The 26,609-nt window shown below is 73.5% G+C and carries 28 protein-coding genes and 1 pseudogene; 13 read left to right on the top strand and 16 right to left on the bottom strand.

The window, feature by feature from the left end:
- Positions 1-9: 9 nt before the first annotated feature.
- The 3 genes from AC07A4_RS36495 to AC07A4_RS36485 form a co-directional block, all read right to left on the bottom strand.
- The gene (locus AC07A4_RS36495) at positions 10-897 is read right to left on the bottom strand and encodes a spermidine synthase (protein ID WP_478607837.1); all 888 of its coding nucleotides are present in this window, start codon (positions 895-897) and stop codon (positions 10-12) included.
- Positions 898-1,085: 188 nt separating this feature from the next.
- Positions 1,086-2,261 (bottom strand): elongation factor Tu, encoded by a 1,176-nt coding sequence (gene tuf / locus AC07A4_RS36490; RefSeq protein WP_478607501.1) that lies wholly within the window; start codon positions 2,259-2,261, stop codon positions 1,086-1,088.
- A gap of 335 nt (positions 2,262-2,596) precedes the next feature.
- Complete coding sequence (locus tag AC07A4_RS36485) at positions 2,597-3,301, bottom strand: DNA alkylation repair protein (protein ID WP_478607498.1); 705 nt, start codon at positions 3,299-3,301, stop codon at positions 2,597-2,599.
- Positions 3,302-3,350: 49 nt separating this feature from the next.
- Here AC07A4_RS36485 and AC07A4_RS36480 point away from each other — a divergent pair, with 49 nt between their 5' ends.
- Positions 3,351-4,061: a TVP38/TMEM64 family protein gene (locus AC07A4_RS36480; protein WP_478607496.1), complete on the top strand. Its 711-nt coding sequence runs from the start codon at positions 3,351-3,353 to the stop codon at positions 4,059-4,061.
- Positions 4,062-4,086: 25 nt separating this feature from the next.
- On the opposite strand, the gene AC07A4_RS36475 is transcribed toward AC07A4_RS36480, so the two are convergent.
- The gene (locus tag AC07A4_RS36475) at positions 4,087-5,256 is read right to left on the bottom strand and encodes a thiolase family protein (RefSeq protein ID WP_478607494.1); all 1,170 of its coding nucleotides are present in this window, start codon (positions 5,254-5,256) and stop codon (positions 4,087-4,089) included.
- A gap of 248 nt (positions 5,257-5,504) precedes the next feature.
- On the opposite strand from AC07A4_RS36475, the gene AC07A4_RS36470 reads away from it, so the two are divergent.
- The gene (locus tag AC07A4_RS36470; protein ID WP_478607491.1) at positions 5,505-5,975 is read left to right on the top strand and encodes a winged helix-turn-helix transcriptional regulator; all 471 of its coding nucleotides are present in this window, start codon (positions 5,505-5,507) and stop codon (positions 5,973-5,975) included.
- A gap of 299 nt (positions 5,976-6,274) precedes the next feature.
- Complete coding sequence (locus AC07A4_RS36465) at positions 6,275-7,147, top strand: undecaprenyl-diphosphate phosphatase (RefSeq protein WP_478607489.1); 873 nt, start codon at positions 6,275-6,277, stop codon at positions 7,145-7,147.
- Between the two features lie 56 nt (positions 7,148-7,203).
- Here the strand turns inward: AC07A4_RS36465 and AC07A4_RS36460 are convergent, their stop codons facing one another.
- The 7 genes and pseudogenes from AC07A4_RS36460 to AC07A4_RS36430 all read right to left on the bottom strand — a co-directional run bounded on the left by AC07A4_RS36460 (position 7,204) and on the right by AC07A4_RS36430 (position 11,253).
- Entirely contained in the window at positions 7,204-7,641 is a 438-nt protein-coding gene (locus AC07A4_RS36460) for a hypothetical protein (protein ID WP_478607486.1), read from the bottom strand.
- Entirely contained in the window at positions 7,634-7,975 is a 342-nt protein-coding gene (locus AC07A4_RS36455; protein ID WP_478607483.1) for a DUF6415 family natural product biosynthesis protein, read from the bottom strand. The genes AC07A4_RS36460 and AC07A4_RS36455 overlap by 8 nt, the downstream gene beginning before the upstream one ends.
- A 42-nt stretch (positions 7,976-8,017) precedes the next feature.
- Positions 8,018-8,434, bottom strand: coding sequence for a hypothetical protein (locus tag AC07A4_RS36450; protein ID WP_478607481.1), 417 nt, complete (start codon positions 8,432-8,434; stop codon positions 8,018-8,020).
- A gap of 104 nt (positions 8,435-8,538) precedes the next feature.
- Positions 8,539-9,720: a helix-turn-helix domain-containing protein gene (locus AC07A4_RS36445; protein ID WP_478607478.1), complete on the bottom strand. Its 1,182-nt coding sequence runs from the start codon at positions 9,718-9,720 to the stop codon at positions 8,539-8,541.
- A gap of 107 nt (positions 9,721-9,827) precedes the next feature.
- A complete protein-coding gene (locus tag AC07A4_RS36440; protein ID WP_478607476.1) occupies positions 9,828-10,469 on the bottom strand; it encodes an HAD family hydrolase in 642 nt (213 codons plus the stop codon).
- A 44-nt stretch (positions 10,470-10,513) separates the two neighbouring features.
- A pseudogene (locus AC07A4_RS36435) lies at positions 10,514-10,660 on the bottom strand (helix-turn-helix domain-containing protein); the annotation flags it as partial.
- Positions 10,657-11,253, bottom strand: coding sequence for a DUF6879 family protein (locus AC07A4_RS36430; RefSeq protein WP_478607474.1), 597 nt, complete (start codon positions 11,251-11,253; stop codon positions 10,657-10,659). The gene AC07A4_RS36430 and the pseudogene AC07A4_RS36435, both read right to left, overlap by 4 nt.
- Positions 11,254-11,689: 436 nt before the next feature.
- Here AC07A4_RS36430 and AC07A4_RS36425 point away from each other — a divergent pair, with 436 nt between their 5' ends.
- Together AC07A4_RS36425 and AC07A4_RS36420 are read left to right on the top strand one after the other, a co-directional pair.
- Complete coding sequence (locus AC07A4_RS36425) at positions 11,690-12,430, top strand: ANTAR domain-containing protein (RefSeq protein ID WP_478607471.1); 741 nt, start codon at positions 11,690-11,692, stop codon at positions 12,428-12,430.
- A 99-nt stretch (positions 12,431-12,529) separates the two neighbouring features.
- Complete coding sequence (locus tag AC07A4_RS36420; protein WP_478607468.1) at positions 12,530-13,576, top strand: NAD(P)/FAD-dependent oxidoreductase; 1,047 nt, start codon at positions 12,530-12,532, stop codon at positions 13,574-13,576.
- Between the two features lie 35 nt (positions 13,577-13,611).
- Here AC07A4_RS36420 and AC07A4_RS36415 read toward each other — a convergent pair whose 3' ends face one another.
- Positions 13,612-13,929, bottom strand: coding sequence for a hypothetical protein (locus AC07A4_RS36415; RefSeq protein WP_478607465.1), 318 nt, complete (start codon positions 13,927-13,929; stop codon positions 13,612-13,614).
- Between the two features lie 211 nt (positions 13,930-14,140).
- On the opposite strand from AC07A4_RS36415, the gene AC07A4_RS36410 reads away from it, so the two are divergent.
- Both AC07A4_RS36410 and AC07A4_RS36405 read left to right on the top strand, forming a co-directional pair.
- Positions 14,141-15,052, top strand: coding sequence for a LysR family transcriptional regulator (locus AC07A4_RS36410; RefSeq protein WP_478607463.1), 912 nt, complete (start codon positions 14,141-14,143; stop codon positions 15,050-15,052).
- A 141-nt stretch (positions 15,053-15,193) separates the two neighbouring features.
- Complete coding sequence (locus AC07A4_RS36405; RefSeq protein WP_478607460.1) at positions 15,194-16,261, top strand: S1 family peptidase; 1,068 nt, start codon at positions 15,194-15,196, stop codon at positions 16,259-16,261.
- Between the two features lie 168 nt (positions 16,262-16,429).
- Here AC07A4_RS36405 and AC07A4_RS36400 read toward each other — a convergent pair whose 3' ends face one another.
- Both AC07A4_RS36400 and AC07A4_RS36395 read right to left on the bottom strand, forming a co-directional pair.
- Positions 16,430-18,115 (bottom strand): hypothetical protein, encoded by a 1,686-nt coding sequence (locus AC07A4_RS36400; protein WP_478607458.1) that lies wholly within the window; start codon positions 18,113-18,115, stop codon positions 16,430-16,432.
- 112 nt (positions 18,116-18,227) lie between these two features.
- A complete protein-coding gene (locus tag AC07A4_RS36395) occupies positions 18,228-18,803 on the bottom strand; it encodes a cupin domain-containing protein (protein WP_478607456.1) in 576 nt (191 codons plus the stop codon).
- Between the two features lie 206 nt (positions 18,804-19,009).
- Between AC07A4_RS36395 and AC07A4_RS36390 the strand changes: the two genes are divergently transcribed.
- On the top strand, positions 19,010-19,879 hold the full coding sequence (locus AC07A4_RS36390) for a LysR family transcriptional regulator (RefSeq protein ID WP_478607453.1): 870 nt from the start codon (positions 19,010-19,012) through the stop codon (positions 19,877-19,879).
- Positions 19,880-19,889: 10 nt separating this feature from the next.
- Here the strand turns inward: AC07A4_RS36390 and AC07A4_RS36385 are convergent, their stop codons facing one another.
- The gene (locus tag AC07A4_RS36385) at positions 19,890-20,537 is read right to left on the bottom strand and encodes a TetR/AcrR family transcriptional regulator (protein WP_478607451.1); all 648 of its coding nucleotides are present in this window, start codon (positions 20,535-20,537) and stop codon (positions 19,890-19,892) included.
- Between the two features lie 68 nt (positions 20,538-20,605).
- Between AC07A4_RS36385 and AC07A4_RS36380 the strand changes: the two genes are divergently transcribed.
- The 5 genes from AC07A4_RS36380 (at position 20,606) to lnt (ending at position 25,778) form a co-directional block, all read left to right on the top strand.
- On the top strand, positions 20,606-22,213 hold the full coding sequence (locus AC07A4_RS36380; RefSeq protein ID WP_478607449.1) for an MFS transporter: 1,608 nt from the start codon (positions 20,606-20,608) through the stop codon (positions 22,211-22,213).
- 106 nt (positions 22,214-22,319) lie between these two features.
- Positions 22,320-22,910, top strand: a complete 591-nt coding sequence (locus AC07A4_RS36375; RefSeq protein WP_478607446.1) for a DUF2165 domain-containing protein — start codon at positions 22,320-22,322, stop codon at positions 22,908-22,910.
- Positions 22,911-23,085: 175 nt separating this feature from the next.
- Positions 23,086-23,235, top strand: a complete 150-nt coding sequence (locus AC07A4_RS36370) for a hypothetical protein (protein WP_372503334.1) — start codon at positions 23,086-23,088, stop codon at positions 23,233-23,235.
- A gap of 176 nt (positions 23,236-23,411) precedes the next feature.
- Positions 23,412-23,942: a nuclear transport factor 2 family protein gene (locus AC07A4_RS36365; protein ID WP_478607443.1), complete on the top strand. Its 531-nt coding sequence runs from the start codon at positions 23,412-23,414 to the stop codon at positions 23,940-23,942.
- A 192-nt stretch (positions 23,943-24,134) separates the two neighbouring features.
- On the top strand, positions 24,135-25,778 hold the full coding sequence (gene lnt, locus AC07A4_RS36360) for an apolipoprotein N-acyltransferase (protein ID WP_478607442.1): 1,644 nt from the start codon (positions 24,135-24,137) through the stop codon (positions 25,776-25,778).
- On the opposite strand, the gene AC07A4_RS36355 is transcribed toward lnt, so the two are convergent.
- Complete coding sequence (locus tag AC07A4_RS36355; protein WP_478607836.1) at positions 25,702-26,607, bottom strand: Gfo/Idh/MocA family protein; 906 nt, start codon at positions 26,605-26,607, stop codon at positions 25,702-25,704. The genes lnt and AC07A4_RS36355 overlap by 77 nt on opposite strands.
- Between the last annotated feature and the right edge of the window lie 2 nt (positions 26,608-26,609).

Raw genomic sequence — 26,609 nt, 5'->3', positions numbered from 1 at the left:
GGGGCCGCGTCAGCCGACGCTGAACGCCCCGTCCGGCGGCTCCGGCGAGGCCACCGCGTCCGCGTCGCGCACCGGCCGCGCGTCGCCGAGGAAGCGGCGCAGGGCCTGGCCGTGCACCACGCGCGCCGGGAACACGTCGGCCGCCGTGCGCCGCACCAGGGCGTCGACGTCCAGGGCCCGGTGGGAGGCCACGAGCACCGCGTTGCCGAAGCGCCGGCCGCGCAGCAGCGCGGGCTCGGCGATCAGCGCGAGCTCCTCGAAGCGCTCGGCGAAGGTGGCCCCTTGGGAGCGCAGGAAGGCGAAGGGCGCGCCGTCGGCGAGGTTCGCCGCGTACACCCCGTCTGCGCGCAGGACCCGGTCGACGGTGCGCGCGTACGCGTCCGACGTGAGGTGCGCGGGCACCCGTGAGCCGCCGAACACGTCGCCCACCACGACGTCCGCGCTGTCGTCGGGGGCCGCCTCGAGCCAGGCGCGGGCGTCCGCGCCGTGCACGCCGATGCCGCAGCCCTCGGGCAGTGGCAGCTTCTCGACGACGAGGCGCAGCAGCTCCCGGTCGGCGTCGACGACGTGCTGCCGGGATCCCGTCCTGGTCGCGGCGACGTAGCGGGGCAGCGTGAGCGCGCCGCCGCCCAGGTGGACGGCGTCCAGCGGGGCGTTCGGCGCGGCGAGCGTGTCCAGGACGTGCGCGAGCCTGCGCGCGTACTCGAACTCCAGGTAGGTGGGCTCGTCCAGGTCGACGTACGACTGGGGGGCGCCGTCGACGGTCAGGAGCCAGGCGCGGGCCCGGTCGATGTCGGGCAGCAGCTTGGCGGTGCCGTGGTCGACGGCGCGGGTGACGGGGACGGGCTCGGTGCCGTACGCGGTGTCGTGCTCGGTGTCGTGCTCGTCCGCGGGCACGGCGGCGGGCGCCTCGGGTATCGGCGCGGGGTCGGGGGCGGCGGGCTGGTCCACCGGTCCATTGTGCCCGCGCCGCGCTGGACGAAGGACCCTTCGGGAGCGAAGGACCCTTCGGGAGCGGTGGGGAGCACGAGGGGGAGGTTCCCGGCCCCGTACGGACCGAGCCCCTCCCCCTCCTCACCCGGGCGTCAGAGGACGTCGATGACCGTGCCCGCCCCCACGGTTCTGCCGCCCTCGCGGATCGCGAAGCCGAGGCCGGGCTCCAGCGGCACGGCGCGGCCGAGCCCGACCGTCATGGTGACCGTGTCGCCGGGGCGGGCCACGGCGCGCTCGCCCAGGTCGACGTCGCCGACCACGTCCGCGGTGCGGAGGTAGAACTGCGGCCGGTAGCCCGTCGCCAGCGGGGTCGAGCGGCCGCCCTCGCGGGTGGAGAGGACGTAGACCCGCGCGGTGAAGCGGCTGCTCGGGCGGACGCTGCCGGGGGCGGCGACCACCGCGCCGCGGCGGACGGCGTCGCGGGGCACGCCGCGCAGCAGCAGCGCCACGTTGTCGCCCGCCTGGGCGGACTCCATGGACTTGCCGAACGTCTCCAGACCGGTGACGACGGTGTCCGTGTCCGTGTCCGCGCCGAGCACCTCCACGCGGTCGCCGACGCGGACGGTGCCGCGCTCGACGGCGCCCGTGACGACCGTGCCCCGGCCCGTGATCGTCAACACGTTCTCCACGGGCAGCAGGAACGGCGCGTCCACATAGCGCTCCGGCATCGGGACGTAGGTGTCCACGGCGTCCAGGAGCGCCTCGATCGCCGCCGTCCAGCGGGGCTCGCCCGCGAGGGCCTTGAGCCCCGATACCCGTACCACCGGGGCGGAGTCGCCGCCGTAGCCGTGCGCGGACAGCAGGTCCCGCACCTCCAGCTCGACGAGGTCGGCGAGTTCCTCGTCGCCCGCGTCGGCCTTGTTCAGGGCCACCACGATGTGGTCCACGCCGACCTGGCGGGCGAGCAGCACGTGCTCGGCGGTCTGCGGCATGATCCCGTCGACCGCGGAGACGACGAGGATCGCGCCGTCCAGCTGGGCGGCGCCGGTGACCATGTTCTTGACGTAGTCGGCGTGGCCTGGCATGTCCACGTGCGCGTAGTGCCGGGTGTCGGTCTCGTACTCGACGTGCGCGATGTTGATGGTGATGCCGCGCCGCGCCTCCTCGGGCGCGCGGTCGATGCGGTCGAAGGGCACGAACGCGCCGCCGCCGCGCTCGGCGAGGACCTTGGTGATGGCGGCGGTCAGGGTGGTCTTGCCGTGGTCGACATGGCCCATGGTGCCGATGTTCAGATGCGGTTTCGTGCGGACGTAGGACGTCTTGGACATGCTGGTTCCTTCTCCGGAACTCGAAAGGTGAGGCCCGCGGCGCGCGGCCGTCGGACGGGACCCCTGGGGCCTGGCCGACCCTCCCCCTGCGGGGTCCGCCGGAGTGTCCGGGGAGAGTCAGCTTCGGGCGCCGTCAAAAGGAAAGGCGGCAGCCTTCGCAGCGACCGCGAGGGCGGCCGGAGCTGTGGGAAAGGCGTGCCGGAACATGTCGTCGATCATGGCTGACGGGGTGCCGCGCGTCGAATGATTTTCCGCGACGCACCAGTCACGTACGGCGATGACGCCCCACGAACCCCTCGCGTCGCACGCACCCCTGACGCCTCGTCACTATCCCGTCAGCTGTCGATGTGCTTCAGGGCCTCGCGCACGGAGAGCGGCGCCAGCGCGTCCCGGTGGCGGTCCACGAAGGCCCGTACCGCGTCCGGGTCGGTCTTCGCGTACTCGCGCAGGCACCAGCCGACGGCCTTGCGGACGAAGAAGTCCGGGTGGCCCGCCTGGCGCTCGCAGTACGCGAAAAGGCGGTCGGCGTCCGTCCGTTCCTGGTAGCGCAGCTGGTGCAGGAGCGCGGTGCGCACGACCCACAGGTCGGCGTCCCCGCTCCAGGCGTCCATGTCCGCGGCGAGCTTCGGGTCGGCGGCGACGAGCCCGCCGACGACGTGCGCGGCGAGCGCGTCGACGGTGTCCCACCACGGGAGCGTCGTCACCAGGTGCCGGACGACGGGCAGGAAGCCGGACGAACAGCGCCCCACGTGCCGCCGCAGATAGTCCACGGCGAAGTACTGGTACTCGCGCTCGGGCAGCCGCCAGCAGCGCAGCGCCAGCGCGGCGCAGTCCGCCTCGTCGGGCCGGGGCGTGCCCGCGAGGACCGTCCGCGCCAGGTCCCGGCGCACCGGCGAGGTCAGCCCGAGGAACGGCGCGACGTCCTTCATGTACGCGCGCATCTCCGCCGCCCGGACGGGGTCGGCCGCGTCCGCGAAGACGGTGGTGAGCTTGCCGATGACGGTGTCGGCGAGGGGACTCCGCGGGGCTGTGACGCTCATGAGACGCACCATACGGCGATCAGACACATAAGTCGGTTAGTCTCCCCGGATGCTCGACACCGCCGCCGCCCCGACGCCGGGCCTCGCCGTGCGCTGCACCAGGGTGCTCCTGTCACCGTGGTCGCGGCTGTCACTGCTCGTCGTGCTGCTCGGCGCCGCCGCCGCGGGGGTGCTGCTCTTCGAGCCGCAGCGCCTGCTCTCCGACGGCTGGCCGCCGCAGCTCACCGGCGCCGCCGCGGTGTGCGTGTTCGCGGTGGCGTACGGCGTGTGCACCGTGGCGTTCGTGCCCCGGCCGATCCTCAATCTGGCGGCGGGCGCGCTGTTCGGCTCCCAGGCGGGGCTCGGGGCCGCGGTCGCGGGCACGGTGCTCGGGGCGGGCGTGTCGTTCGGGCTCGGCCGGGTGCTCGGGCAGGACGCGCTGCGCCCGCTGCTGCGGGGCCGCTGGCTCAAGGCCGCCGACGGCCAGCTCAGCCGCCACGGCTTCCGTTCGATGCTGGCGGTGCGCCTCTTCCCCGGCGTGCCGTTCGCGGCGGCCAACTACTGCGCGGCGGTCTCCCGCATGGGCTGGCTGCCGTTCCTCCTGGCGACGGCCATCGGCTCGGTCCCGAACACCGCGGCGTACGTGATAGCGGGCGCCCGCGCCTCCACCCCGACCTCCCCCGCGTTCCTCCTCGCGATGGCCTTCATCGCGGTGACGGGCGTGGCGGGGGCGGTGGTGGCCTGGCGCAAGCGGCACCAGCTGAACGGCGGCCGCGGCTAGGGTCCTTCTGGTGGATCTGCGGGCGTCACACCGCCTCGAGGATCGTCGCGTTGGCAAGACCTCCGGCCTCGCACATCGTCTGCAGGGCGAACCGCGCCCCACGGGCCCGCATGGCGTGCACCAGCGTCGTCATCAGCCGCGTGCCGCTGGCCCCCAGCGGATGGCCAAGGGCGATGGCGCCCCCGTGCACGTTCAGCTTCCGCTCGTCGACGCCGGTCTCCCGCAGCCAGGACAGGACGACGCTCGCGAACGCCTCGTTGACCTCGAACAGGTCGATGTCGTCGAGCGTCAGGGAGGCCCGGCGCAGCACCTGCTCGGTGGCGGGCAGGATGCCGGTGAGCATCAGGAGCGGGTCCGACCCGGTGACGGCGAAGCTGTGCAGCCGGGCGAGGGGGCGAAGGCCGAGGCGGGCGGCGTTCTCGCTGGTGGTGATGAGCACGGCTGACGCGCCGTCATTGAGGGGGCTGGAGTTGCCCGCGGTCACGGACCAGTCGATCTGCGGGTAGCGCTCGCCGAAGGCGGGGTCCTCGTAGGCGGGCCTGAGCCCGGCGAGGACCTCCGGCGTGGTGGCGGGCCGCACGGACTCGTCACGGGTGACGCCGTCGAGCGGCGCGACCTCCGCGTCGAAGAGGCCGTCGGCCCAGGCGCGGGCCGCCTTCTGGTGCGAGCCGGTGGCGAAGACGTCCATCTCCTCGCGGCTTATGGACCACTTGGCGGCGATGAGCTCGGCGCTGACGCCCTGCGGCACCAGGCCTTCCGGGTAGCGCTCGGCGATGCCGGGGCCGAAGGGGTCGGCGCCCGCGGGCACGTTCGACCACATCGGTACGCGGCTCATCGACTCCACGCCGCAGGCGACCACCATGTCGTACGCGCCCGCGATCACGCCCTGCGCGGCGAAGTGCACCGCCTGCTGGGACGAGCCGCACTGGCGGTCCACGGTCGTCGCGGGCACGGACTCCGGGAAGCCCGCGGCCAGGGCGGCGTACCGGGTGGTGTTCATGGCCTGCTCGGCGACCTGGTCGACGCAGCCGCCGATCACGTCGTCTATCCGCGCCGGGTCGACGCCGGTGCGCTCGACGAGGCCGCGCAGGGCGTGGGCGAGGAGTTCGACGGGGTGGACGTGGGCGAGGGAGCCGCCGGGCTTGCCCTTGCCCACGGGGGTGCGTACGGCTTCGACGATGACGGCGTCGCGCATGGGGATGCCTCTCGACCTGACCGGGCCCGGGGCCCAGTGGGTTGGATTTCTGGACGCACTTGCGTACTCCACGGTAACCAAGTGAGTCCGGTTTTCCAACCCACCCATAGACTGTCGTCATGCCGTCCACGCCACCCACGCCGCCCAAGCCACCTGTGCCGTCCACGCCGCCCGTATCGCCGGGGCCGCCCGTACCCCCCGGGCCGCCCGCATCACCCGCCTCACCCGCCTCACCCGTGAAGAGGGGGTTGTCGTCCCCGAAGGACCCCCGCCCCTGTGTCATCGCTGACGCACTCGCCCTCATCGGCGAGAAGTACTCCCTGCTCGTCCTGCGCGAGGTGTTCCTGGGCGCCCGCCGCTTCGACCAGCTGGCCCGCAACACGGGTGCCCCGCGTGACGTCCTGACCGCGCGTCTGCGCCGCCTGGTGGACGCGGGCATCCTGGAGAAGGCCCTCTACAACGAGCGCCCCCAGCGCTTCGAGTACCGGCCGACGCCCGCGGGCCTCGACCTGGAGTCCGTCCTGATGACCCTGATGGCCTGGGGCGACCGCCATCTGCGCCCCGACGGCGACCGCCCCATGCTCATCGAGCACGCCTGCGGGCACGCCCTGACGCCGGTGGTCACCTGCGCGGACTGCGGGGCGGAGGTCCGCCACGAGGACCTGACGGCGCATCCGCAGGCGCCGGGCTGGACGGTGACGGGGCCGACGGCGGCCTGACCCGGTGCGGGCCACCCCGCCCCCCCCCACACACGCGTCGCACCACTCACGCCTGCGGCGACAACGTCGACGACGACCCAAGCGAACACTTAGAGACGGCCCTCGCACAGCCACGTAACTTTGTGCCGCTACGCTGCCCCCGGCGAGGCACGAGATCCCCCTCACCCCTTCCGCACCACCGACGCACGCACGCGTACGGGCCCGCTCCGCTCCCCTCGCCGCCCCGGTCCCCCTTTCCTCGCCTCTGACCGCCACCTCACGGGTCAGCGCACGATCAGTAACTGGACGGCTCAGTTCTCATGTCTTGGTTCGAATCGTTCATCCTCGGACTCGTCCAGGGACTGACCGAGTTCCTCCCGATCTCCTCCAGCGCGCATCTGCGGCTGACCGCGGCGTTCGCGGGCTGGCACGATCCGGGGGCCGCGTTCACCGCGATCACGCAGATCGGCACCGAGACCGCCGTCCTGATCTACTTCCGCAAGGACATCGGCCGGATCATCCTGGCGTGGTTCCGCTCACTGACCGGCAAGGTGCCGCGGTCCGACCACGACGCGCAGATGGGCTGGCTCGTCATCGTCGGCTCGATCCCGATCGGCGTGCTCGGCGTGACGCTCAAGGACCAGATCGAGGGCCCGTTCCGGGACCTCCGCCTCATCGCCACGACGCTGATCGTCATGGGCGTCGTCCTCGGCGTCGCCGACCGCCTCGCCGCCCGCGACGAGACCGGCGGCAAGCACCGCGCCATCCGGCACCGCAAGGACCTCAAGGACCTGGGCGTCCGCGACGGCCTCATCTTCGGCGTCTGCCAGGCCATGGCCCTGATCCCCGGAGTCTCCCGCTCCGGCGCCACCATCAGCGGCGGCCTCCTCATGGGCTACACCCGCGAGTCCGCGGCCCGCTACTCCTTCCTCCTCGCCATCCCGGCCGTCCTCGCCTCCGGCGCCTACGAACTCAAGGACGCCGGCGAGGGCCATGTGTCCTGGGGCCCGACGATCTTTGCGACGATCATCGCCTTCGTGGTCGGCTACGCGGTGATCGCCTGGTTCATGAAGTTCATCACCACCAAGAGCTTCATGCCGTTCGTCTACTACCGCATCGTGCTCGGCATCGTGCTGTTCATCCTGGTGGGAGTAGGTGAGCTGAGCCCGCACGCGGGTGAGTCGGGGGACTAATCGAGGCTACTCCCCTTGATCAACTCCCAGTCGCCAACCTCGTCCGCTGACCGCCGCTACCGCAGGCACGCGCGGGCGTGGAGGTAGCCGAGCACGGGCCCATTCAGGCCCTGCCAAAGGTGCGGACGGACCAGCTCCCCGGTGGTGATGCCGGTCCGGCAGTCCACGCACGAGAGCTTCGACTCGCCTGCCTGTTCCCGCGCGGCCAGGTGCTGGATGCCGAGAGCCTGGCCGCGATCGCAGGGGCCGAGGGGGCACCGCACGCACTCGACGCCGTGGTCGTACCAGTCGAGGTACGTCGCCAGGGCCCGGGTCTGGACGGTGTGGCAGGGCGTGCACGCGCGCAGGTGCCCGTCGGGGCGGAGGTCGACGCCGTCGCCGGGCGGCAGTGCGCGCGGGCACCAGACGCAGACGGCGCCACACCCCTGTTCTGGGGCGAGGGTGTTGATGGCGGGCACTACGAGCAGGCGCAGTTCCCGGGTGACGTTACGCATGAGCGTGCCCATCGGCCGGGTACGTCGATAGATCCCGCAGGCGGCGCCCCAGCTCGGCCACTCGGAGCGCGGCGTTGAGCGGGCTGTCGCCCGGCGTGGGCTCGACGCCCACGAAGGTCAGTGCGTCGTGTGTGGCGTCTATGGCCCGCCGGTGCGCGTGCCCATCAGCGCTGCCCTCCTCGGCGTCGGCCGCAGCCTGCTTGGCGGCGGGCAGGCGCAGCTGGATCTCGGCGACGAGCCGCCGGTGCACCGTGGCGGTGGCCTCGGGTGAGGGGAGGTCGCCGCACGCGCTGAAGGCGAGCCCGAGCAGCTCCTCCAGGTCGGCGGTCATCATTGGCCCACCGTTCGCGCGGAGTCAGCCAGCGCAATCGGTCGCTTAATCGGCATGGTGGTCACGCTCCCGCCCCGGCGTGCTGAGGACGTGCCGCACCGCACTCCGGAGCTCCTCCGCGTGACTGAGCACCCGAGCCGCCGATGGCTCCACCGTCCAGTGCGGGGATGGCTCCGCAGCATCCAACGGAGGCACCACGATGTACGTGGCCAGCCCGCACGGCACGGTCTGAGGCAGCTCCCAGCCCTCCGTCGACTGCGGGGCGACGAGGAAGTAGTGGATCCGCGTCCACGGGTCGCAGATCACTGCCCCGCACTCGTCGCCCAGCCTGTCGATGATCCGCAGCCCGAGCGTCCGGGGCGTGCGGACAGCGCCGCAGTACCAGCACGCCCGGCCGTGCTGGCGAGCGATGCTCACCCGCCCCTCGACCTGGATCGGCGCGACGGCTTTCATCCTGGCCATTCCCGCTCCCATCTGCCTGACCTCCGTGGACAGACAGATGATGGGCGCCTGCAAGGGCCACAAGGACTACAACGTGTATCCCCTCCGGTCCCCCGCCCGGGGCCCTAGACGGCGCCGATCCACTCGGCGAAGGCCGTCAGGTCCCCGGCGTCCGCCCGACGCAGGCGCCGCAGCGTGGCCGCGGTCTCGCGTGCCCATGGGTGCCCGCGGGTGTGCTGAGGAGCCACGAGACGGGCGACCTGCAAGCTCTCCCACGCACCGTCTGTCAGCCCGGCCCACAGCTGGGCACGCGCGAGCTCGATCCAGAAGCTGGACTGCCGCTCGGCCGGGAGATCGTCGGGAGGAGTCCATTCGCTGGCTACCTCCAGTGCGCGGCCGACGTGGTCGCCGCCAAGGCTGACGGCCACGGACACCTCGTGGATGCGGATCGAGTCGGGGCCGAAGGCAGTGCCCTGGTACTGGCCCTCGGGCACCTCGCCGCCGAGCCTGCGAGCTTCCGCCAGGTGGAGGTCTGCGGCACTCGCGTCGGCGGCTCGCCCGGCGATGACCGCAGCACGCATGTGCAGTGCGCCTAGGACCGCGTGCGCCTCGGGGCTGGTCGGCACGGGGCTGCGGTCGATCGTCTGTTCCAGGGCGCGTAGACCGGGCGCGTGCGCGCGGGCGGCGAAGAACGTCTCGGTCCGTACATACGCGACCGCACTTCCGACGAGCTGGTCCTCGGTCTGTTGCGCAGCCCATCGCATCAGCTCGATGAGACGGGCGGAGAGGTCGTGGTGCCCGTACTTGTAGGCGACGGCGTCGGCCGAGCGGGCGATGCCGACGAGCAAGTGGGCGGCCTGCTGGCGGTCGAGGCCCGTCGTGTGGTGAAGGGAGCGCAAGGCCTCGTCGAGCAGCGTGGGGGCGGCGCGTGCGATGCGGGTGTACTGCGAGGCGAGGCGCCAGTTGACGGCCTCGTCAGCTGCGGCGTGCAGTTCCGCGAGCGTACGGCGGGGCGGGCCCATGGGGATGTCGTAGCCAGCGATGGCCGCGGAGATGGACGGCATGGCCGACCCGATGCGGCTAAAGGCGACGGTGTCGCGGGTGACGAGGCGCCCCGGGTCCACACCGAGCGCAGCCGCGATGGATTCGAGGGAGTCGTCGCTGGGTGCTCGGGCGCCTCGCTCAATGCCCTTGATCATGGCGAGAGAGAGGTACGCGGTGCGGGCGAGGTGGGCCTGGGTCATCCTGCGCGCGTGCCGGATGGTGGCGATGCGGCGGCCTACCTCGCGCTTGCTGTCGGCGGGCATAGTGGCTCCAGTTCGGGGCGTCCACTCCGAACCGTACGCGCGTGGATACACGCTGGATACGAGAACGGCCCCGCCTGCGCGAGCAGGTGGGGCCGTTTCCGTGCCGGTCAGTCAGCGATGAGGGACGTCAGTTCGGTGAGAGCGTCGATGCGCCAGTCTGCGGCCGCCACGACGCCCGGATCGTCTGCCCACAGGTGACCCCACGGCCCTCGCCGGATGTGCGCGGCTCGCAGACCCGCGGCCTTGGCCGGGTACAGGTCGTTGGCGGGGTGGTCGCCCACGTACACAGTCTCGCGCGGTGCCGCCTCGGCGACCTCCAGTACCCGGACGAAGAATGCCCGATCGGGCTTGGCCACTCCCCAGTCGCCTGAGGTCACGACGACGTCGGCGGGCAGATCCAGAGCGCGGAGGAGGTCACCCGCGCGACTGGTCTGATTCCCGGCGATGACGACACGGATCCCCAACTTGCGCAGCCCGGACAGTGCGGGACGCACGTCGTCGTACAGGTCGCTCTCGTCGATGGCCTCCCCGTGCCCGGCGGCCTCGCGCGCCGCGTACTCAGCGGCGATGTCGATGCCCGGGCGGGCCAGGCGCACGGCATCTGCGTTGTCGCGCCCCTGCGCGACGACCGCCCCGACGAGCGCGGACAGCGTGTGGCGAGGGATACCGAGCCAGTCAGCCCACGATCCCCAGTAGCGATCGTCTCGGGTGATGGTCTCGCCGACGTCGAAGACGATGGTCTCAATCACCCGGATCAGCCTAGAACCTTGTCCGTGGTGTGCTGTCGGTACCACCGCTTTCCGTTCTGGAGGCGGGAGATCTTTGAGGGCTGCCACGAGACCCTGACCGCGAGGTCCTTCCCTTCCCGACCGGCCTCGGTGCGCAGTGGGCGCAGCCACGCGCCGAGGGCCTCTCTGGCGGTCTGGAAGTCCGTGCTCACATCCGCGGACGTACCTTCTCGATGAACTCGGCGGTACGGATCGCGTGGTGCCAGGCCGCGTCCCGGGCCTGGCACGCGGCGAGGACCTCGGCCGGGTCCTCGGTGACGTACACGCCCAGGGTGGTGTCCTCCTCGTCGAAGGCGAACCGCACGACGGCCTTCGAGTCGAACAGCCAGAAGTCGAAGTCGGGCAGCCGCAGGCGAGCCGCCTCAGCCCGCGAGAGGTTCCGGATGTCCTCGCCCGCCGCGACGTTCCCCAGGCCACTCGCCAGGAGGAACTCCTGCCCCTGCGTGGGAGGATCATCTACCAGCCGCACCCGCTCGAAGCGCTTGCCCCGCGCGGTCTGCTCCCGCACGTTGGACCGCCAGGCGTTGTCCGGCTCGGAGGCCACGTCCTTCCCTGCGAGGAACCGCTGCCACTTCGGGCTCTCGCGGTCGGAGGCGTAGCCGCGACGCGTCTCAAGGCGCCATGCCGTGTGCCGGAACTCGCGGAAGAGAGGGGCCACGTCGGAGAACGGCACGAGCTCCTCGACCTTGTAGGGGGTGGGGCAGTCGCCGTCGTCGCTGGTAGTGCCGATGAACCTGAGCGTCATATGGCCCTCCGTTCGCGCTGGTTGAGGCACCAGCATGCGGGCGCGGCGGCGGGGGCGCTGACGGATTGCGCCTGATTGCTCATTCCGTCCGCCCTGGCGCGATGGCGCGCAATCCGACGGGGTCGCCCCGGTGAAGCACCTGCTTGGGGGTTTCCCCTGGTGTCATGACGGGGTTACATTGCGTATGAAATGTGGTCAGGAAGTGACCGCTCGGCAGTCGTGTGGGCGGCGGGAACCGGGGGGCCACATCGTTGCCGTCCTGTCGGTCCCTCGTGTGTCTTCGACCCTTTCCCCTTGCTTCGGCCGCCCTTTCCTCCCCTCTTCTCCCGGTTCTCCCGGTTCTCGGATCGCTCCCCTGCCCACCCATGTCCACGAATCCCGTGTCCAAGGAGCCGGCGTGGCCCGGTGACCGTTGAGAGAGGGGAGTTGAGCCGTCATGGCGGAGTCGGTGCGTGATGTGCGGGTCGCTGTCGCTTGTGTGGGGCTCGCCGACGGGCTGAGCGAGGACTTCGACGTCGGGGAACGGCTGCGGCTGCTCGTCGAGCGGTGCGTCGAGTTCCTCGACGTCGCCGCCGTGGGCGTCATCCTGACCGCCCCGGAGGACGGCACCGTGGAGGTGGCCGCGTCCCACGAACCGGTGGGGCGCCTTGAGCGCCTTGGCGTCGAGTGGGACGAGGGGCCGTGCCGGGCCAGTCTGCGCACCGGCGAGGCCGTCGCGGAGGTGGGCCTCGGGGTGTCGTCCACCCAGGTCCGCTGGCCCCGGTTCTGCCACCACGCGGCCGGGCTCGGCTTCGCCTCCGTCGCGGCGACGCCCCTGCGGCTGCGCGAGCAGACCATCGGCGCCCTCAGCCTCTTCCGGCAGCGGCCGGAGTCCCTCCCCGCCCCGCAGCTCAGGCTCGCGGGAGCGCTGGCGGAGCTGGCCACCATCGGGATCCTGCAACGGCGCACCGCGCACCGGCAGACGCTGCTCATCAGCCAGTTGGAAACCGCGCTCCGTTCCAGAGTGGTCATCGAGCAGGCCAAGGGGGCCTTGGCGCAACTCCGCCGGATCAGTGTCGACGAGGCGTTCACGCTGCTGCGCCGCCACGCCCGTTCGCAACGGCGTCTGCTCACCACCGTCGCCGAGGAGGTGCTGAGCGGGACGGCGGACCCGTCGCTGCTGGGCTCGGGGGAGTGAGGGGGCGCGCCACCTGGCATGGGAGAGGCTTGCTGGATCAGCAAGATTGTTTGCCCTTGCGGCAGATCGTGTCGCATGGTCGCCGTGGAGGTGGTCACGATGACCGAGCACATGAACAGCGGGTACGACACCGAGCACATCAACAGCGCGTACGACGTCGTAGTGGTCGGCGGTGGCGCCGCCGGGCTCAACGGAGCCCTGATGCTGGCCCGCGCCCGACGGTCCGTGGTGGTGATCGACGCGGGGGCGCCCCGCAACGCCCCCGCCTCGGGGGTGCACGGGCTGCTGGCCCGGGAAGGGATACCGCCCGCCGAACTCCTTGAGCGCGGGCGCGCGGAGGTGCGCGGGTACGGCGGTCACGTGGTGTCCGGCGAGGTCGCCTCCGCCGTACGCGACGGCATCGGCTTCGAGGTGGCGCTGGCCGACGGCCGGACGGTCCGCGCGCGGCGGCTCCTCGTGGCCACCGGGCTCGTCGACGAGCTGCCGGACGTGCCCGGCCTGCGGGAGCGCTGGGGCAAGGACGTGCTGCACTGCCCGTACTGCCACGGCTGGGAGGTCCGCGACCAGGCCATCGGCGTGCTGGCGAGCGGCCCGATGGCCGTCCACCAGACCTTGCTGTTCCGGCAGTTGAGCGACGACGTCACCTTCTTCGCGCACACCATGGCCCCACTGGGCGACGACGAGGCGGAGCAGTTCGCGGCGCGCGGCATCCGGGTCGTGACCGGCGAGGTCGCGGGCCTGGTCGTCGCGGACGACCGCCTGGTCGGCGTACGGCTGCGCGACGGCACCGCGGTCGCCCTCGACGCGCTCGCGGTGTCGACCCGGATCGTGGCCCGCGCCGGATTCCTCTCGGGGCTCGGGCTGCGGGCGGCGGAACACCCCAAGGGCATTGGCGCGTACATCCCCTGCGACGCGGCGGGTCGCACGGACGTGCCGGGGGTGTGGGTCGCGGGCAACGTCACCGACCTGGGGGCCCAGGTCGGCGGCGCCGCCGCCGCGGGCGCCGGGGCGGGCGCCCAGATCAACGCCGACCTCGTCGCCGAGGACACCCGGCGGGCCGTCGCCGCCCGGCGCGCCCCCTTCTCCGCGGAGTCGGAGGCCCGCGCCTGCGAGGCGGTGCTGGGAGCGGGGCGCCATGGGCTGTGATGCGGGGCGTCACGGGCTGTGAACGCGCCCGCCGCTCAGAGTGCGGCGAGCGTCAGCACCAGGCCGGTCAGCCCGGTGGCAAGGCCCGCGACCGCCTGCTTGCGGCCCGCTCCGTGCATACGGCCCGCGTTGGCCAGGCCCGTGACGCCCAGGACGAGGGCGGGTACGGGGATGGTGCCGGTGACGGCCCGCACCGGCGGGATCAGGGCGCCGATGATGGACAGGGTGCCGTAGGCGAGCGCGAGGGTGGCCAGGCCGTTGAGGGGGCCTTTCGCCGAAGCCGCGGGCGTCGGTGGAAGCGAGGCCGCGCAACGGGGCGCGCCCTCGGGGGCCATGACGGTGGCGGGGTTCACTCGGATTCGTCCTCACAGGGTCGGGGCGGATGTACGGCCGTACGGGCAGGGGTGCGCGGCGAGTCACGGAGCCGCGCCCTCGGCGCGGACAGCGTCGTCCCGGCGGCACACGGGGCCACACGCACAGCGCGGCCGCGAACACACTCGATGCTAGAAACCACCCCGCCATAGAGCAAAGACGCATTTCCATCCCTAGACATAGAGTTCCTCTATGGCATCCACCCCCACCCTCCGCCAGCTCTCCTACCTCCTGGCCGTCGTCGATGCCGGTTCCATCACCGACGCCGCCGCCCAGCTGCACGTCTCGCAGCCCACGCTGTCCCAGCAGCTCAAGGCCCTGGAGCGCACGGTCGGGACGCCGCTGCTCGAGCGCACCCCGCGCGGCGCCCGGCTCACCCCGGCGGGCCGCGCCTTCCTGCCCGGCGCCCGCCAGGCGCTGCTCGGCGCCGAGCGCGCCACGGGGGCCGCGCGCGCCGTCGCCGACATGGTCCACGGCGAGCTGCACCTCGCCGCCGTCCTGAGCGTCGCCCTTGGCGTGGTCCCCGGCGTGCTCGCCGCCTGGCACCGGGAGCACCCGCGCGTCGACGTGGTCCTGCACGAGTACGCCGACCTCGACTCCTTCGCCCGCGCCATGACGGACGCGACCGCCGACGTGGCCATCGGGCCCCCGCCCGAGGGCTGGGAAGGGCCCCGGCACCCGCTGGGGTCCGAGGAGTTCGTCGCCCTCGTCCCGCCCGGCGACCCGCTGGCGGGGCGCGCGACCGTACGCCTGGAGCAGCTGGCCGAGCGCCCCTGGGTGCAGTACGGGCGTACGCACGCGCTCGCGGCGACCGTCGAACTCCTCTGCTCCGAGGCCGGGTTCACCCCGCACGCGGCGATCCGCTCGACCCAGACCGCCGCCGTGCCCCGGCTCGTCGCCGCGGGGGTCGGCGTCGGCCTCGTCCCGGCGAACGTGCTCACCCCGGACTTCCCCGGCACCGCCCTGCGCCTGACCCCGCGCAGGCGCCGCGCCCTGGCCGTCTTCACCCGGCCCGGCCCGCATCCGCTCATCGCCGAGTTCGTCGCCACCACGCGGCGGCACGCCCGTCTGACGCCCGATCACCTGGCGGAACGGCTGGCCTAGCGGCGGCGGGGCCGGTTCCCGCGGCGAGCGGATGTGGGCTCACACTCTTGCGCGATTGACGAGGGCATGCCACTTTCCTGGTCGGTACGTCACCCACGTACCGCGGTACGTCCCACGTCACCGTAGAAGGAGACCCCCCACATGAGACGCACCACTTGTGCGCGCCTCGGCCTGTCCGCGCTGCTCGTCACCGGCTCCCTCGCCCTCGGCGTCACCCCCGCCGGGGCGCGGGGCGAGCCGGGCCCCACGGCGGCGGCGCCCTCAGCCGCCCGGCTCGGCGCGCTCAACGCCCAGGTGGAACGGCAGCTGGGCGATGACAGCGCCGGTACCTACCTCGACCGGAAGACCGGGAAGCTGGTCGTCACCGTCACCACCGACAGCGCCGCCGAACGCGTCCGCGCCACGGGCGCGACCCCCCGCCTCGTACGGCGCGACGCCGCCCGGCTCGACTCCGCCATGGACACCCTGGAGGCGCGCGCGAAGATCACCGGCACGTCCTGGGGCGTCGATCCGCGCGCCAACCAGATAGCCGTGCAGGCCGACCAGTCCGTCTCGGCCCGCGACCTGGCGCGGCTGCGCCGCGTCGCCGACTCGCTCGACGGCGCCGTGCGCGTCACCCGCGTACCCGGCACCTTCCACCGCGAGGTGGCGGGCGGCGACGCCATCTACGGCGGCGGCTCGCGCTGCTCGGCCGCCTTCAACGTGACCAAGGGCACGACGCGGTACTTCGTCACCGCCGGGCACTGCACCAACCTGAGCGCCAACTGGGCGGCCGCCTCCGGAGGCGCGGCCATCGGCGTGCGCGAGGGCACCAGCTTCCCGACCAACGACTACGGCATCGTGCGCTACACCGACGGCTCGTCCCCGGCGGGCAACGTCAACCTCTACAACGGCGGCTACCAGGAGATCTCCTCGGCCGCCGACGCCGTCGTGGGCCAGTCGATCCGCAAGAGCGGCTCGACCACCAAGGTCACCAGCGGCAGCGTCACCGCCGTGAACGTCACCGTCAACTACAGCGACGGGCCCGTCCACGGCATGGTCCGCACCACCGCCTGCTCCGCGGGCGGCGACAGCGGCGGCGCCCACTTCGCGGGCACGGTCGCCCTCGGCATCCACTCCGGCAGCTCCGGCTGCTCCGGCACGAACGGCTCCGCCATCCACCAGCCGGTGCGGGAGGCGCTGGCCGCGTACGGAGTCAACGTCTACTAGGACGTCCACTACGAGGACGTCCACTACGAGGACGTCTACTACTAGGGCGTCTACTACGAGGACGTCCACTACGAGGACGTCCACTACGAGGACGTCCACTACGAGGACGTCTACTACTAGGGCGTCCGCTACTAGGACATTGGCTAGGACGTCCGCCGGCCTGCCCCGTCACGGCATGACCCGCGCCTCCAGTTCCAGGACCTCCTCCGCCGCCCGCACGGCGTCCGGGCAGGCGACGGCTATCAGGCCCCAGTTGCCCGGTACCGACGTCAGCGCCCGGGCGTAGGACGTCGGAGTGCGGTGGTCGATCAGGTGGCGCAGGCGGGGCAGGTCCATGTCCGCGGCCGGGCGGATCACCTTCGTCGCGGCGGAGAGGTCCGTGCGGGGGCTGCCGGGCGCGCCCAGTTCGGCGCGGCTCTCCTCGAGGAAGGCGTGCAGGTAGTCGGCGCCGCACGCGGACAGGTTCAGGTCCTGCATCGCCACCAGGGGCGTCTGTCCGTAGCGCCCGCCGACGCGGGCGATGGCGAAGTCCACTCCCCCGTTGACAAGGCCCCGGCCCTCAAGGACGCCGACGAAGTCGGACATGGCGCGCCGGATCCGGTCGTAGTGCTCCCGGGTGATGCCGAAGGCAAGGTGCGTGTTCTCGTCGAGGAAGACGTTCCCCTCCCACATGGTGCCGTTCAGGAACTGCAGGGCCATGCCGTCGGCGAGTGCTCCGGCCCGTACGTGCACCGACGGGGCCAGCAGGAACTCGTGGCCGGTCACGGCGTGGCGGAGGTAGTCCGCGTGGGCCTCGAGGAGGTAGTCCTCACCGGCGTGCGCCACCTGCCGGGCCAGGGCCCCGAGCGCGTCCGGGTCGTCCAGCGGCACGCCGACGTGGATGCGCTGGCCCGTGCCTCCCTTGACGGGCTTGAGGCAGCCCCGCCGCAGGCCGTGACGCTCCCTCAGGAGCTGGGCGGCGAGGAGCACCTCGGAGACGAAGGCCGCGCTCGCCCGCTCGTCGCCGGGCGGCCCGTCCCACCCGACGGTGTAGCCGGGCAGCCGCGGCACGGCCAGGCCGAACCGCCGGCGCAGCGGCGTCAGGGCCGTCTCCTCGTCGAGTACGTCCAAGGGGTCGCGCCCGGGCGCGGGCGACGGCAGGTCCCGCGCCGCGCGGGCCGAGAGGTGCAGGACCGCCTTGTGCCCCCACTCCTCGGTGATCTCGGGGGAGTTGGCCTCGACGAGCAGCCGCCGCACGCCCGCGACCCTTTTGAGCCACAGCAGCAGCACACGCATCGGCTCGTCCAGGGCGTAGACGCGGACGACGCAGGCGGGGTCCGCGCGCAGCCGGTCGATGGCCGGGCCGAGGACCCGGGCCCACCGCTCGCGCGGGCCGTCGGCCAGCTTCAGCAGGGCGTGGCTGAGGTGGAAGTGGTCGCGGTCGGGGATCGCGATGGCCGGGCGGCCCGCCGCCGCCTGCCGCCAGGGCGGGGTCCTGCCGATGAGCAGGTCGCCGTCGTGCGCCAGGCACACCGAGCGGGCCTCCAGGATCGTCGGCCAGTCCTCGGGCGGCTCACCGGCGGCGAGGCTCTCCACTGCCCCCTCGAACATGCGCTTGGCCATCGGCGGGGAGTACGCGACGATGCCGGGCCGGTCGCGGTGGGCGCCGGCCGGGCACAGTTCCTCCCGCGCGGCGGCGTCGGCCTCGGCCCGGCTCAGGCCGAGCAGACGGCGGCAGACCCCCGCCATCTCGTCCTGCGAAAGGCCCTCGGGGCCGACGTGGAACCCCGTCCACGGCACGACCCGCCCGTCCGGCAGCGCGACCTCCCAGCGTTCGTGGACCGTGCGGGACTCCCGACTCTCCACCGTCGACACCAGCAGCCTCCTGACATGAGCTCTGCCTGCAGGAACAGGCCGTGAGCGGGCGGCAGACCGTCGCGTGCTGGAAGCAGTGTTGCCGACAACCCTCCTGCGGTCACCACGGTCATCAGGGCATTCGGCGGCCTTTGGCGCGTTGTCCTCCCCTCGCCGCTCCGGCCGGGGCCCCCGCGCCGGGCGAGCGCCAGTCGGGGATGTCGAGGAAGTGGACGTCGTACCGGTCCTGTTCGGGCAGCAGACTCGCGAAGGAGTCCAGGCCGTACTGGATACGGCCGAGGGTCCGGAAGTAGTCGAACCGGTCGACGCCCGGCGTCAGGACCGCCAGCAGGTCAGCGGTGGCTCCGGCCACGGCGCCGAAGGCGTGCGGCGTCCCGGGCGGCACGACGACGAGACCGCCCCGGCCGACGGTCACCGACCTGCCGTCGAGGTAGAAGGCGAGCGTGCCGTCCAGGACGTAGAACAGCTCCGTGGACCGGGCGTGCAGGTGCGGCTTGGCCCCGTCGGCGCCCTCGCCGAGGGTCAGGCGGTTGGCGCCCAGGGCGCCGCCGGTGTCGGCCGCGTCGGCGAGCAGGCCGAAGCCGCCGCCGTGCGGCAGGGGCACGCGCTCGGCGGTGCCGGGGGCGACGACCAGGGCGGGGCGGTCGTGTCCTGCGGGGCTCGCGCCCGCGGGCTCGTGGTCGGTCATCGGTGCTCCTCACATCGGTCGGCCGCCGCGCGGCCGGGACGCCACCCATTCGACCCGGGGAACAAGCCGCGTACCAGAAGCAGTTGTCACCTGCAGAAATCATCGATCGTGATGAATCGCGCGGTGCGCTGCGTGAGGGGTGGCGTGACGCACGGCGTGAGGGCCGTCGCACTGGATCGGGTACGAGAGTCGAGGCGGGCGGGCGAGTGGAACTGCGGCAGCTCCAGTACTTCGCGGCCGTCGCCGACGAGGGCGGCTTCAGCCGCGCCGCCGAACGGCTCGGCATCGTCCAGTCGGCGGTGAGCCAGCAGGTGCGCCGCCTGGAGCGCGAGCTCGGCGTGGCGCTGTTCCGGCGCACCACGCGGCACGTCGAGCTGACCGGGGCGGGCGAGCGGCTCCTTCCGGAGGCGCGCGCGGTGCTCGCCGCCGCGCGCCGCACGCGGGAGGTGGCCGCCGGACTCGCGGCCGGGGACGGCGGGGTGCTGCGCCTGGGCACCGTGCGCGGCCCGGGCGACCGCGTCCAGCGCCTCCTTGCCGACCTCGCGGTCACGGCCCCGCGGCTGCGGGTGCGCACGCGGTCGATGGCGCTCGCGGACCGCCTCGCCGCCGTGCGCTCCGGCGAGCTGGACGCGGCGCTCGTGCGGGCGGCGGACAGCGCGCGGGGCCTCGAACTGCTGCCGGTGTGGAGCGATCCGCTGTACGTGGCGCTCCCCGCGGACCACCCCCTGGCGGCCGCGCCGACCCTGGACCTGAGGCACCTCGGGGACCTGCCGCTGCGCCTCGCGCCCCGCGAGCACAACCCGCCCTTCCACGACCTGGTGACGGACGCGCTGCGCGCGGCGGGGGCGAAGCCTCCGCTCGGGCCGCCGTTCACCGGCCTGGAGGAGACCCTGGCCGAGATCGGCGCGGGCGCCGCGTCATGGACGGTCTTCTACGAGGTGACGGGGGTGCCGTCGTTCCCGCGCATCGCGGTGCGGCCGCTCGCCGCACCGGCCGTCACGACGTCCCTCGCGGTGCCCGCGGGCGTGCCGTCTCCCGCGCTCAGGGCCCTGCTGCGGGTGCTGCCGCGCGCGTGAGCCGCGCCGGTCACCGCGCGTCCTGGTGGTGGCGCTGGTAGTGCCCGCGCCAGCGCGGCGTCGCGGCGCCGCCCATCACCGTCATCACCACGTCGTGCGCGAGGGACGCGGTGACGGGCAGGTGGCCGAAGAGCACGCGGTGGTACGTGGTGGCGCCGAGCAGGTCGAGCAGGAGGCCGATGTCGGCGTCGGGCCGGATGTCGCCGCGCTCGATGCCCCGGCGCAGGGCCGCCTCCGTGGTGGCCCTGCGGGGGCGGAAGACCGTCTCGGTGAAGACGCGGTCAAGCTCGGGGTCGTCGGCGAGCTCGGCGACGAGCGCGGGCAGCGTGCGGCGCCCGAGCGTGCCGCCGAAGGCCTGGCTGAGCGTCTCGATGCCGAGGATGAGGTCGCAGTGCGTGCAGCCGGTGTCGGGGGTGGGCGCGGTGCCCATGGTCTCGGCGAGCGCGGCGATCACCAGGTGCTGCCGGGACGGCCAGCGGCGGCGGATCGCCGGTTTCGTGGTGCCCGCGCGCCGGGCCACGCCCTCCAGCGTCAGCTGCGGATAGCCGGACTCCTCCAGGAGGTCGAGCGTCGCCCTGACGATGGCCTCGTCGAGCCGGGTGTCACGCGGACGTCCGGCCGAACGGGCGGGCGGGGCTGCGGAATCCGGGGTTGCCATGGGGATCAGTATAGGTAGCATGTGATTTCGTTCCGTTCCGGATCGAAACATAAAGGAGGGGGTCGGCCTTGCCGTCAGAGCAGGAATCGACCGTCCACGGCGGTCCCGCCGTATCCGCGTACGACGTCTCCGACGCGTCCACCGCGCCCGACGCGTCCGTCACGTCCGTCGCGTCCGTCACGTCCGATGCATCAGTCACGTCCGATGCGTCAGTCACGTCCGTCACGTCCGCATCCGCACCCGCCGCTTCCGAGCCCGCCATCCCCGAGCAGGGCGGCACGCCACCGCCGGAATCCGTCTCGCAGAGCGTCTTCCGCGCCCCGTACTCCGCCCTGACCTGGGGCATCGTCCTGTCCGTCGGGCTCGTGGCGTTCGAGTCGATGGGCGTCGCCACCGTCCTGCCCGAGATCGCGGACCGGCTCGGCGGCCTGCACGCCTACGGCTGGGGCCTGTCCGCGCTGATGCTCGCCAACCTCATCGGCACCGTCGCCGCGGGCCGGGACGCCGACCGGCACGGGCCCGCCCGCCCGTTCGCCGTCGGCCTCGCCGTCTTCGCGGTGGGCTGCGCGCTCGCGGGCGCCGCGCCGAACTGGCCCGCGTTCCTCGCCGGGCGCTTCCTGCAGGGCCTCGGCGTCGGCGCGGTGATGGCGCTCGCCTACGCCGCCATCTCGCTCGCCTACCCGCGGCACCTGCGGGCGCGCATGTTCGCGCTGGTGGCGGGCGGCTGGACGGTGCCGTCCCTGATCGGCCCGACCGTCGCCGCCGTCGTCGCCGACCACGTCTCCTGGCGCGGCGTCTTCGTGCTCCTGCTGCCCCTGATCGCCGTCGCCGCCGCGCTCGCGCTGCCGCGCCTGCGCCGCCTCGGCCAGGCCGCGCCCGCACCGGCCGCCGCCGCGCCGGCCCGCTGGTGGGCCACGCCCGTCGCCCGCAGCGTGCTGCTCGCGGCGGGCACCGGCGTCCTGCTCGCCGGGCTGCAACTGCGCACGCTCGCCCTGCTCGTCCCGCTGGTCGTGGCGGGCGGCGTCGGCACGGTCCTCGCCCTGCGCTCGGTCACCCCGGCCGGCACCCTCGCGGTGCGGCGCGGCGTGCCGACGGGTGTGGTGCTGCGCTTCCTGCTGTGCGGCGCGTACTTCGGCAGCGAGGCGTTCCTGCCGCTCGGCCTGGTCCGGCTGCGCGGCCTGAGCGCGTCGGAGGCCGGGCTCGGGCTCTCGGCGGGGGCCATCACCTGGGTGCTCGGGGCGTACTGGCAGGGCCGGGCCGACAGCCGCTGGAGCGGGCGCTCGCGCGCGGTGCCGATCGCGGCGGGGTGCGCGGCGCTCCTGGCCGGCATCGCGGTCATGGCGCTCGGCGTCCTCGTGGACGGAGTGCCCGCGCCAGTCGCCGTGGTGGGCTGGGCGATCGGCGGCGCGGGCATGGGCGTGGCCTTCAACGCCGCCACCACCGACGCCATGGAGCAGGCGCCCGCCGACCGGCAGGGCGAGGCCAGCGGCGCCATGCAGCTGGCGCAGACCCTCGCGGTCGCGGTCCTCAGCGGCCTCGGCGGCGCCGCCGTCTCACTGGCCTCCGCACACGGCTCCACGGCGACGGTCGCCCTGACGGCCACGTTCGCCCTGACCGCCGCCCTCGCGGCGGCCGGAGTGCTCACGGCCCACCGCATCCGGCCCGCGCACCCCTGACCGACGGGGGCGCCGGGGAGCGGGGCGCGCCCCGGCGCCGCCTGCCACCATGGATCTTCAGCCGTCCGCAGCGGGCGGACGACCACCACGGTGAAGGGAGTTGGGCATGGCCGCGCAGAGAGGCGAGGGCACGGCGACGGGGAACGAGGTACCGGCCCTGGGCGCACCGGCGGTCGCGGCGGCGGTGCTCACCGGCGTCGTCGCCCTGTACATCTCCCTCGTCGCCTTCGGGAACATCACCGACTTCGACACCAACCAGCAGTTCGTGCGGCACGTCCTGGCGATGGACACGACCTTCAAGGACGAGGACCTGATGTGGCGGGCCGTCGAGTCGCGGACCCTCCAGGACGCCGCGTACATCGGCATCATCGCCTGGGAGACGCTCGCCGCGCTGGTCCTGGTGGCGGGGACGGCCCTGTGGGTGGCGGCGCTGCGACGGCGGGACGGCGCCCACGGCCGGGCGCGGTGGGTGAGCACCGTCGGCCTGCTGATGCTGGTGCTGCTGTTCGGCGGCGGGTTCATCGGCATCGGCGGCGAGTGGTTCGCGATGTGGCAGTCCAAGAACTGGAACGGCCTGGACGCCGCGACGCGCGTGGTCACGCTGTGCGGCATCGCACTCCTTGTGGTCCATCTCCCCTTCGGCAGGCGGCAGTCGGGAGGCGCCGAGTCCACACGGACCGAGAACGCGGGCGTCTGAGCGCCGCGCGCACGCGGGGTGTACGGGGTGCGTACAGGGTGCGTACGGAGTGCGTACGAGGCGCCTACGCGGGAGATGATCACGTTCCGCAGGTGCGCGATAGCCGACAGTTCCGATTGTCGGAGGCATCGCCTAGTCTTGCCTCATGCCCTTAACCCCTCAACCCCGTGGTTCCATGCGGTCGTCTACCGAGTTGAACGAGCGGATACGAGGCCTGTGGCTGCGCGCCGGCGGCCGCCTGTCCGCCGACCAGCGGCGGGAGTACGAACAACTGGTGACCGAGTGGGCCGAGGCGGTGCGCGCGGAGGTCGTGCAGGCCGCCTAGCGGCCGGTCGTCCTCCCTTGGCTCCCCCCCTGGGCCCGCAGCAGAGGAACACCCCCGACGCGCACGAGCGTGCCCGCCGCGCTCGTGCGCACGGGCCCCGCGAGGCCGGGGCACCGGGCGGCACGACCTCGGCACGGCCTCTTGGCTCCGCGAGCGCGGTGCCCAAGACTGAGCCGATGACGCAGCGTGTGGAACTCGCCGCCCTCCTCGACAGGCTGGCCATCGACACCCTCATCACCGACTACGCCAGCGCCGTCGACGACGGCGACTGGGACGGCTACCGACAGCTCTTCACCGCGGACGGACACGCCGACTACCGGTCGGCGGGCGGCATCGAGGGCCCCGCGGCCGACGTGTCCGCATGGCTCGCGGAGACGATGCGCCTGTTCCCGATGCGCCAGCACCTCATCGTGAACCGCAAGATCCACTTCGATCTGCGCGACCAGGACATCGGCGACACCGCCCACGTCAGGGCCGACTATGTGAACCCCATGCGGTGCGCCGACGGGCCCGGCGCCGCGCCCGCGGGCCCGCCGGACCTCACCAGCGGCGGCCGCTATGAGTTCACCGTGCTGCGTACGCACGGCGGCTGGCGGCTGCGTCAGGTGGTCGTACGGGAGAAGTGGCGCAGCGCGCCGCCCGCCGAGCGGACGCGGGACCAGAACGGAAGCGAACTCCCGCTCACGGAACGCACCGATCCGGTCTGAAACCGACAGGCCCAGGCGGCCGCGCGCGCATCCGCGCACGGTCGAGCGGAAGCGATCGCCCGGGCCGGCCGACCGCACCCGGCCACCTCGGTGACCCGTCCGCGCCGCCCTCTGTCCTAGATCGTCACCGGCGCGCACACTGGAGTCACGACCGGGCGTCGGGCCGAGTCGGGGGCCAAGGAGGCGCGCTGCATGGACGTGAGCGGCGGCAAGCTGCGACACCGGTGGGCGCCGTCCGGCCGGCCCGCGCCCCGCTGGCGCCCGCGGCTCGAAGCGGCCCTCGCCTCCCGCTGGCAGCGGGGCGTGCTCGCCGCCGGGTGCGGCGCTCTGCCCGCGCTCGCGTTCCCCGCCCCCGCCTGGTGGTGGTTCGCCTACGTCGCGCTCGTGCCGTGGCTCCTGCTCGCCCGCTCGGCGGCGTCAGGGCGCGAGGCGGCCCGCGACGGCTGGCTCGGCGGGCTCGGCTTCATGCTGGCCGTGCACCACTGGCTGCTGCCGAGCCTGCATGTGTTCACCCTCGTCATCGCCGCGCTCCTCGGCCTGCTGTGGGCTCCGTGGGGCTGGCTGGCGCACCGGCTCCTGGGCGGCGCGCCCGCCCCAGCGCGGGGCGCGGTGGCGCTGCTCGCGCTGCCCTCCGGCTGGCTGCTCGTGGAACTGGTGCGGTCCTGGGAGGGCCTGGGTGGGCCGTGGGGGCTGCTCGGTTCCAGCCAGTGGCAGGTGGAGCCCGCGCTGCGGCTCGCGTCGGTGGGCGGGGTATGGCTGGTCAGCGCGTGCGTGGTGACCGTGAACACGGCGGTGGCCGCGCTCGTGGCGTGGCGGTCCGCGCGCGCCCCGGCCGTCGCGGGCCTGGTCGCCGTGGCCGCCGCGACGACCACCGCCTGGACCTGGTCCCCGCGCCCCGAGCCCGCGGGCGGCGTCCGCGTCGCCGTGGTCCAGCCCGGCGTGATGAACGGGGTGGGCGGCCCCGAGAAGCGGTTCGACCGCGAGGTGGAGCTGACCCGCGCCCTTGCGGGCCGCGAGGTGGACCTGGTCGTGTGGGGCGAGAGCAGCGTCGGCCACGACCTGGCGGAGCGGCCGGATCTGGCGCGGCGGATCGCCGGGCTCTCCCGCGAGGTCGGCGCGGACATCCTGGTGAACGTGGACGCGCGCCGCTCGGACAGGACCGGCATCTTCAAGAGCTCGGTCCTCGTGGGTCCGGGCGGACCGACCGGCGAACGCTACGACAAGATGCGGCTCGTCCCCTTCGGCGAGTACGTGCCCGCGCGGTCGCTGCTCGGCTGGGCCACGTCGGTCGGCAAGGCCGCCGGTGAGGACCGCAGGCGCGGCGAGCGGCCCGTCGTGATGACCCTGGACCGGGGCGCGCCGGGGCTGCGGGTGGGGCCGCTGGTCTGCTTCGAGTCGGCGTTCCCCGACATGAGCCGCCACCTCACGCGCGAGGGCGCGGGACTGCTGCTCGCGCAGTCGGCCACGTCGACGTTCCAGGGCAGCTGGGCGCCGCGCCAGCACGCCTCGCTCGCCGCCGTGCGGGCCGCCGAGACCGGCCGCCCCATGGTGCACGCGACGCTCACCGGCGTGTCGGCGGTCTACGGCCCGAGCGGCGAGCGCGTCGGCGAGCCGCTCGGCACCTCGGTGTCCGGCACGGCCACGTACGACGTCCCGCTGGCCACCGGCACGACGCCGTACGTGCGCTTCGGCGACTGGCCCGTGTACGCGGCCCTCGCCGTCCTGGCCGCGCTCGCCGCGGCCGAGGGGGTGCGCGGCCTCAGGCGGCCTGCTCCAGGACCGAGCGGACGACCCGCTCGCACAGTTCGTGAGTCGCCAGCGCGTCCCGGGCGCTGAGGAGCTTGCCCGCCCGCACCGCGTCGAGGAAGGCGAGCACGACCTGCTCGATGCCCCGCTGGCGCGCCACCGGCACCCAGTCGCCGCGCCGCCGCACGGTGGGCTGGCCCTTGTGGTCGACGACCTCGGCGAGGTTCAGGACCTGCCGCTTCGTGTCCTGCCCGGACACTTCGAGGATCTCCTCGCTGGAGCCGCTGAGCCGGTTCATCACCCCGATCGCGGTGAACCCCTCGCCCGCGAGCTGGAGCACCACGTGCTCGAGGAGGCCCTCGGTCACGCGGCCGCGCACGACCACCTGGTCCACGGGGCCCGGCACCAGGAACCGCAGCGTGTCCACGACGTGGATGAAGTCGTCGAGCACCATCGTGCGCGGGTCCTCGGCGAGGCCCACCCGGTTCTTCTGCATCAGGATCAGCTCGCGCGGGTGCTCCAGGCACTGCGCGTACCCGGGCGCGTAGCGGCGGTTGAAGCCGACGGACAGGCTCACCCCGCGCTCCTCGGCGAGCGCCACGAGCCGCTCGGACTCGGCGAGTTCGTACGCGAGGGGCTTGTCGACGTACGTCGCCACGCCCGCCTCCAGGAGGCGCTCCACGATCTGCGGGTGCGCGGCGGTCGGCGCGTGCACGAACGCCGCGTCGAGGCCCTGGGCGAGGAGCGCGTCGAGGTCGGTGTGGAGGCGCTCGCCGGGGATGTGGTGGACGGCCGCGGTCCGCTCCAGGGTGGCGGGCGTGCGCGTCTGCAGGTGCAGCTCGACCCCTGGCTGCGTGGTGAGCACCGGCAGGTACGCCTTGCGCGCGATGTCACCGAGTCCGATGCAGCCGACCTTCACCA

The sequence above is a fragment of the Streptomyces sp. NPDC043996 genome, from assembly GCF_056435225.1.
Note: the sequence above shows the minus strand (reverse complement) of the source record. Positions and strands in the feature narration are given on the sequence as shown.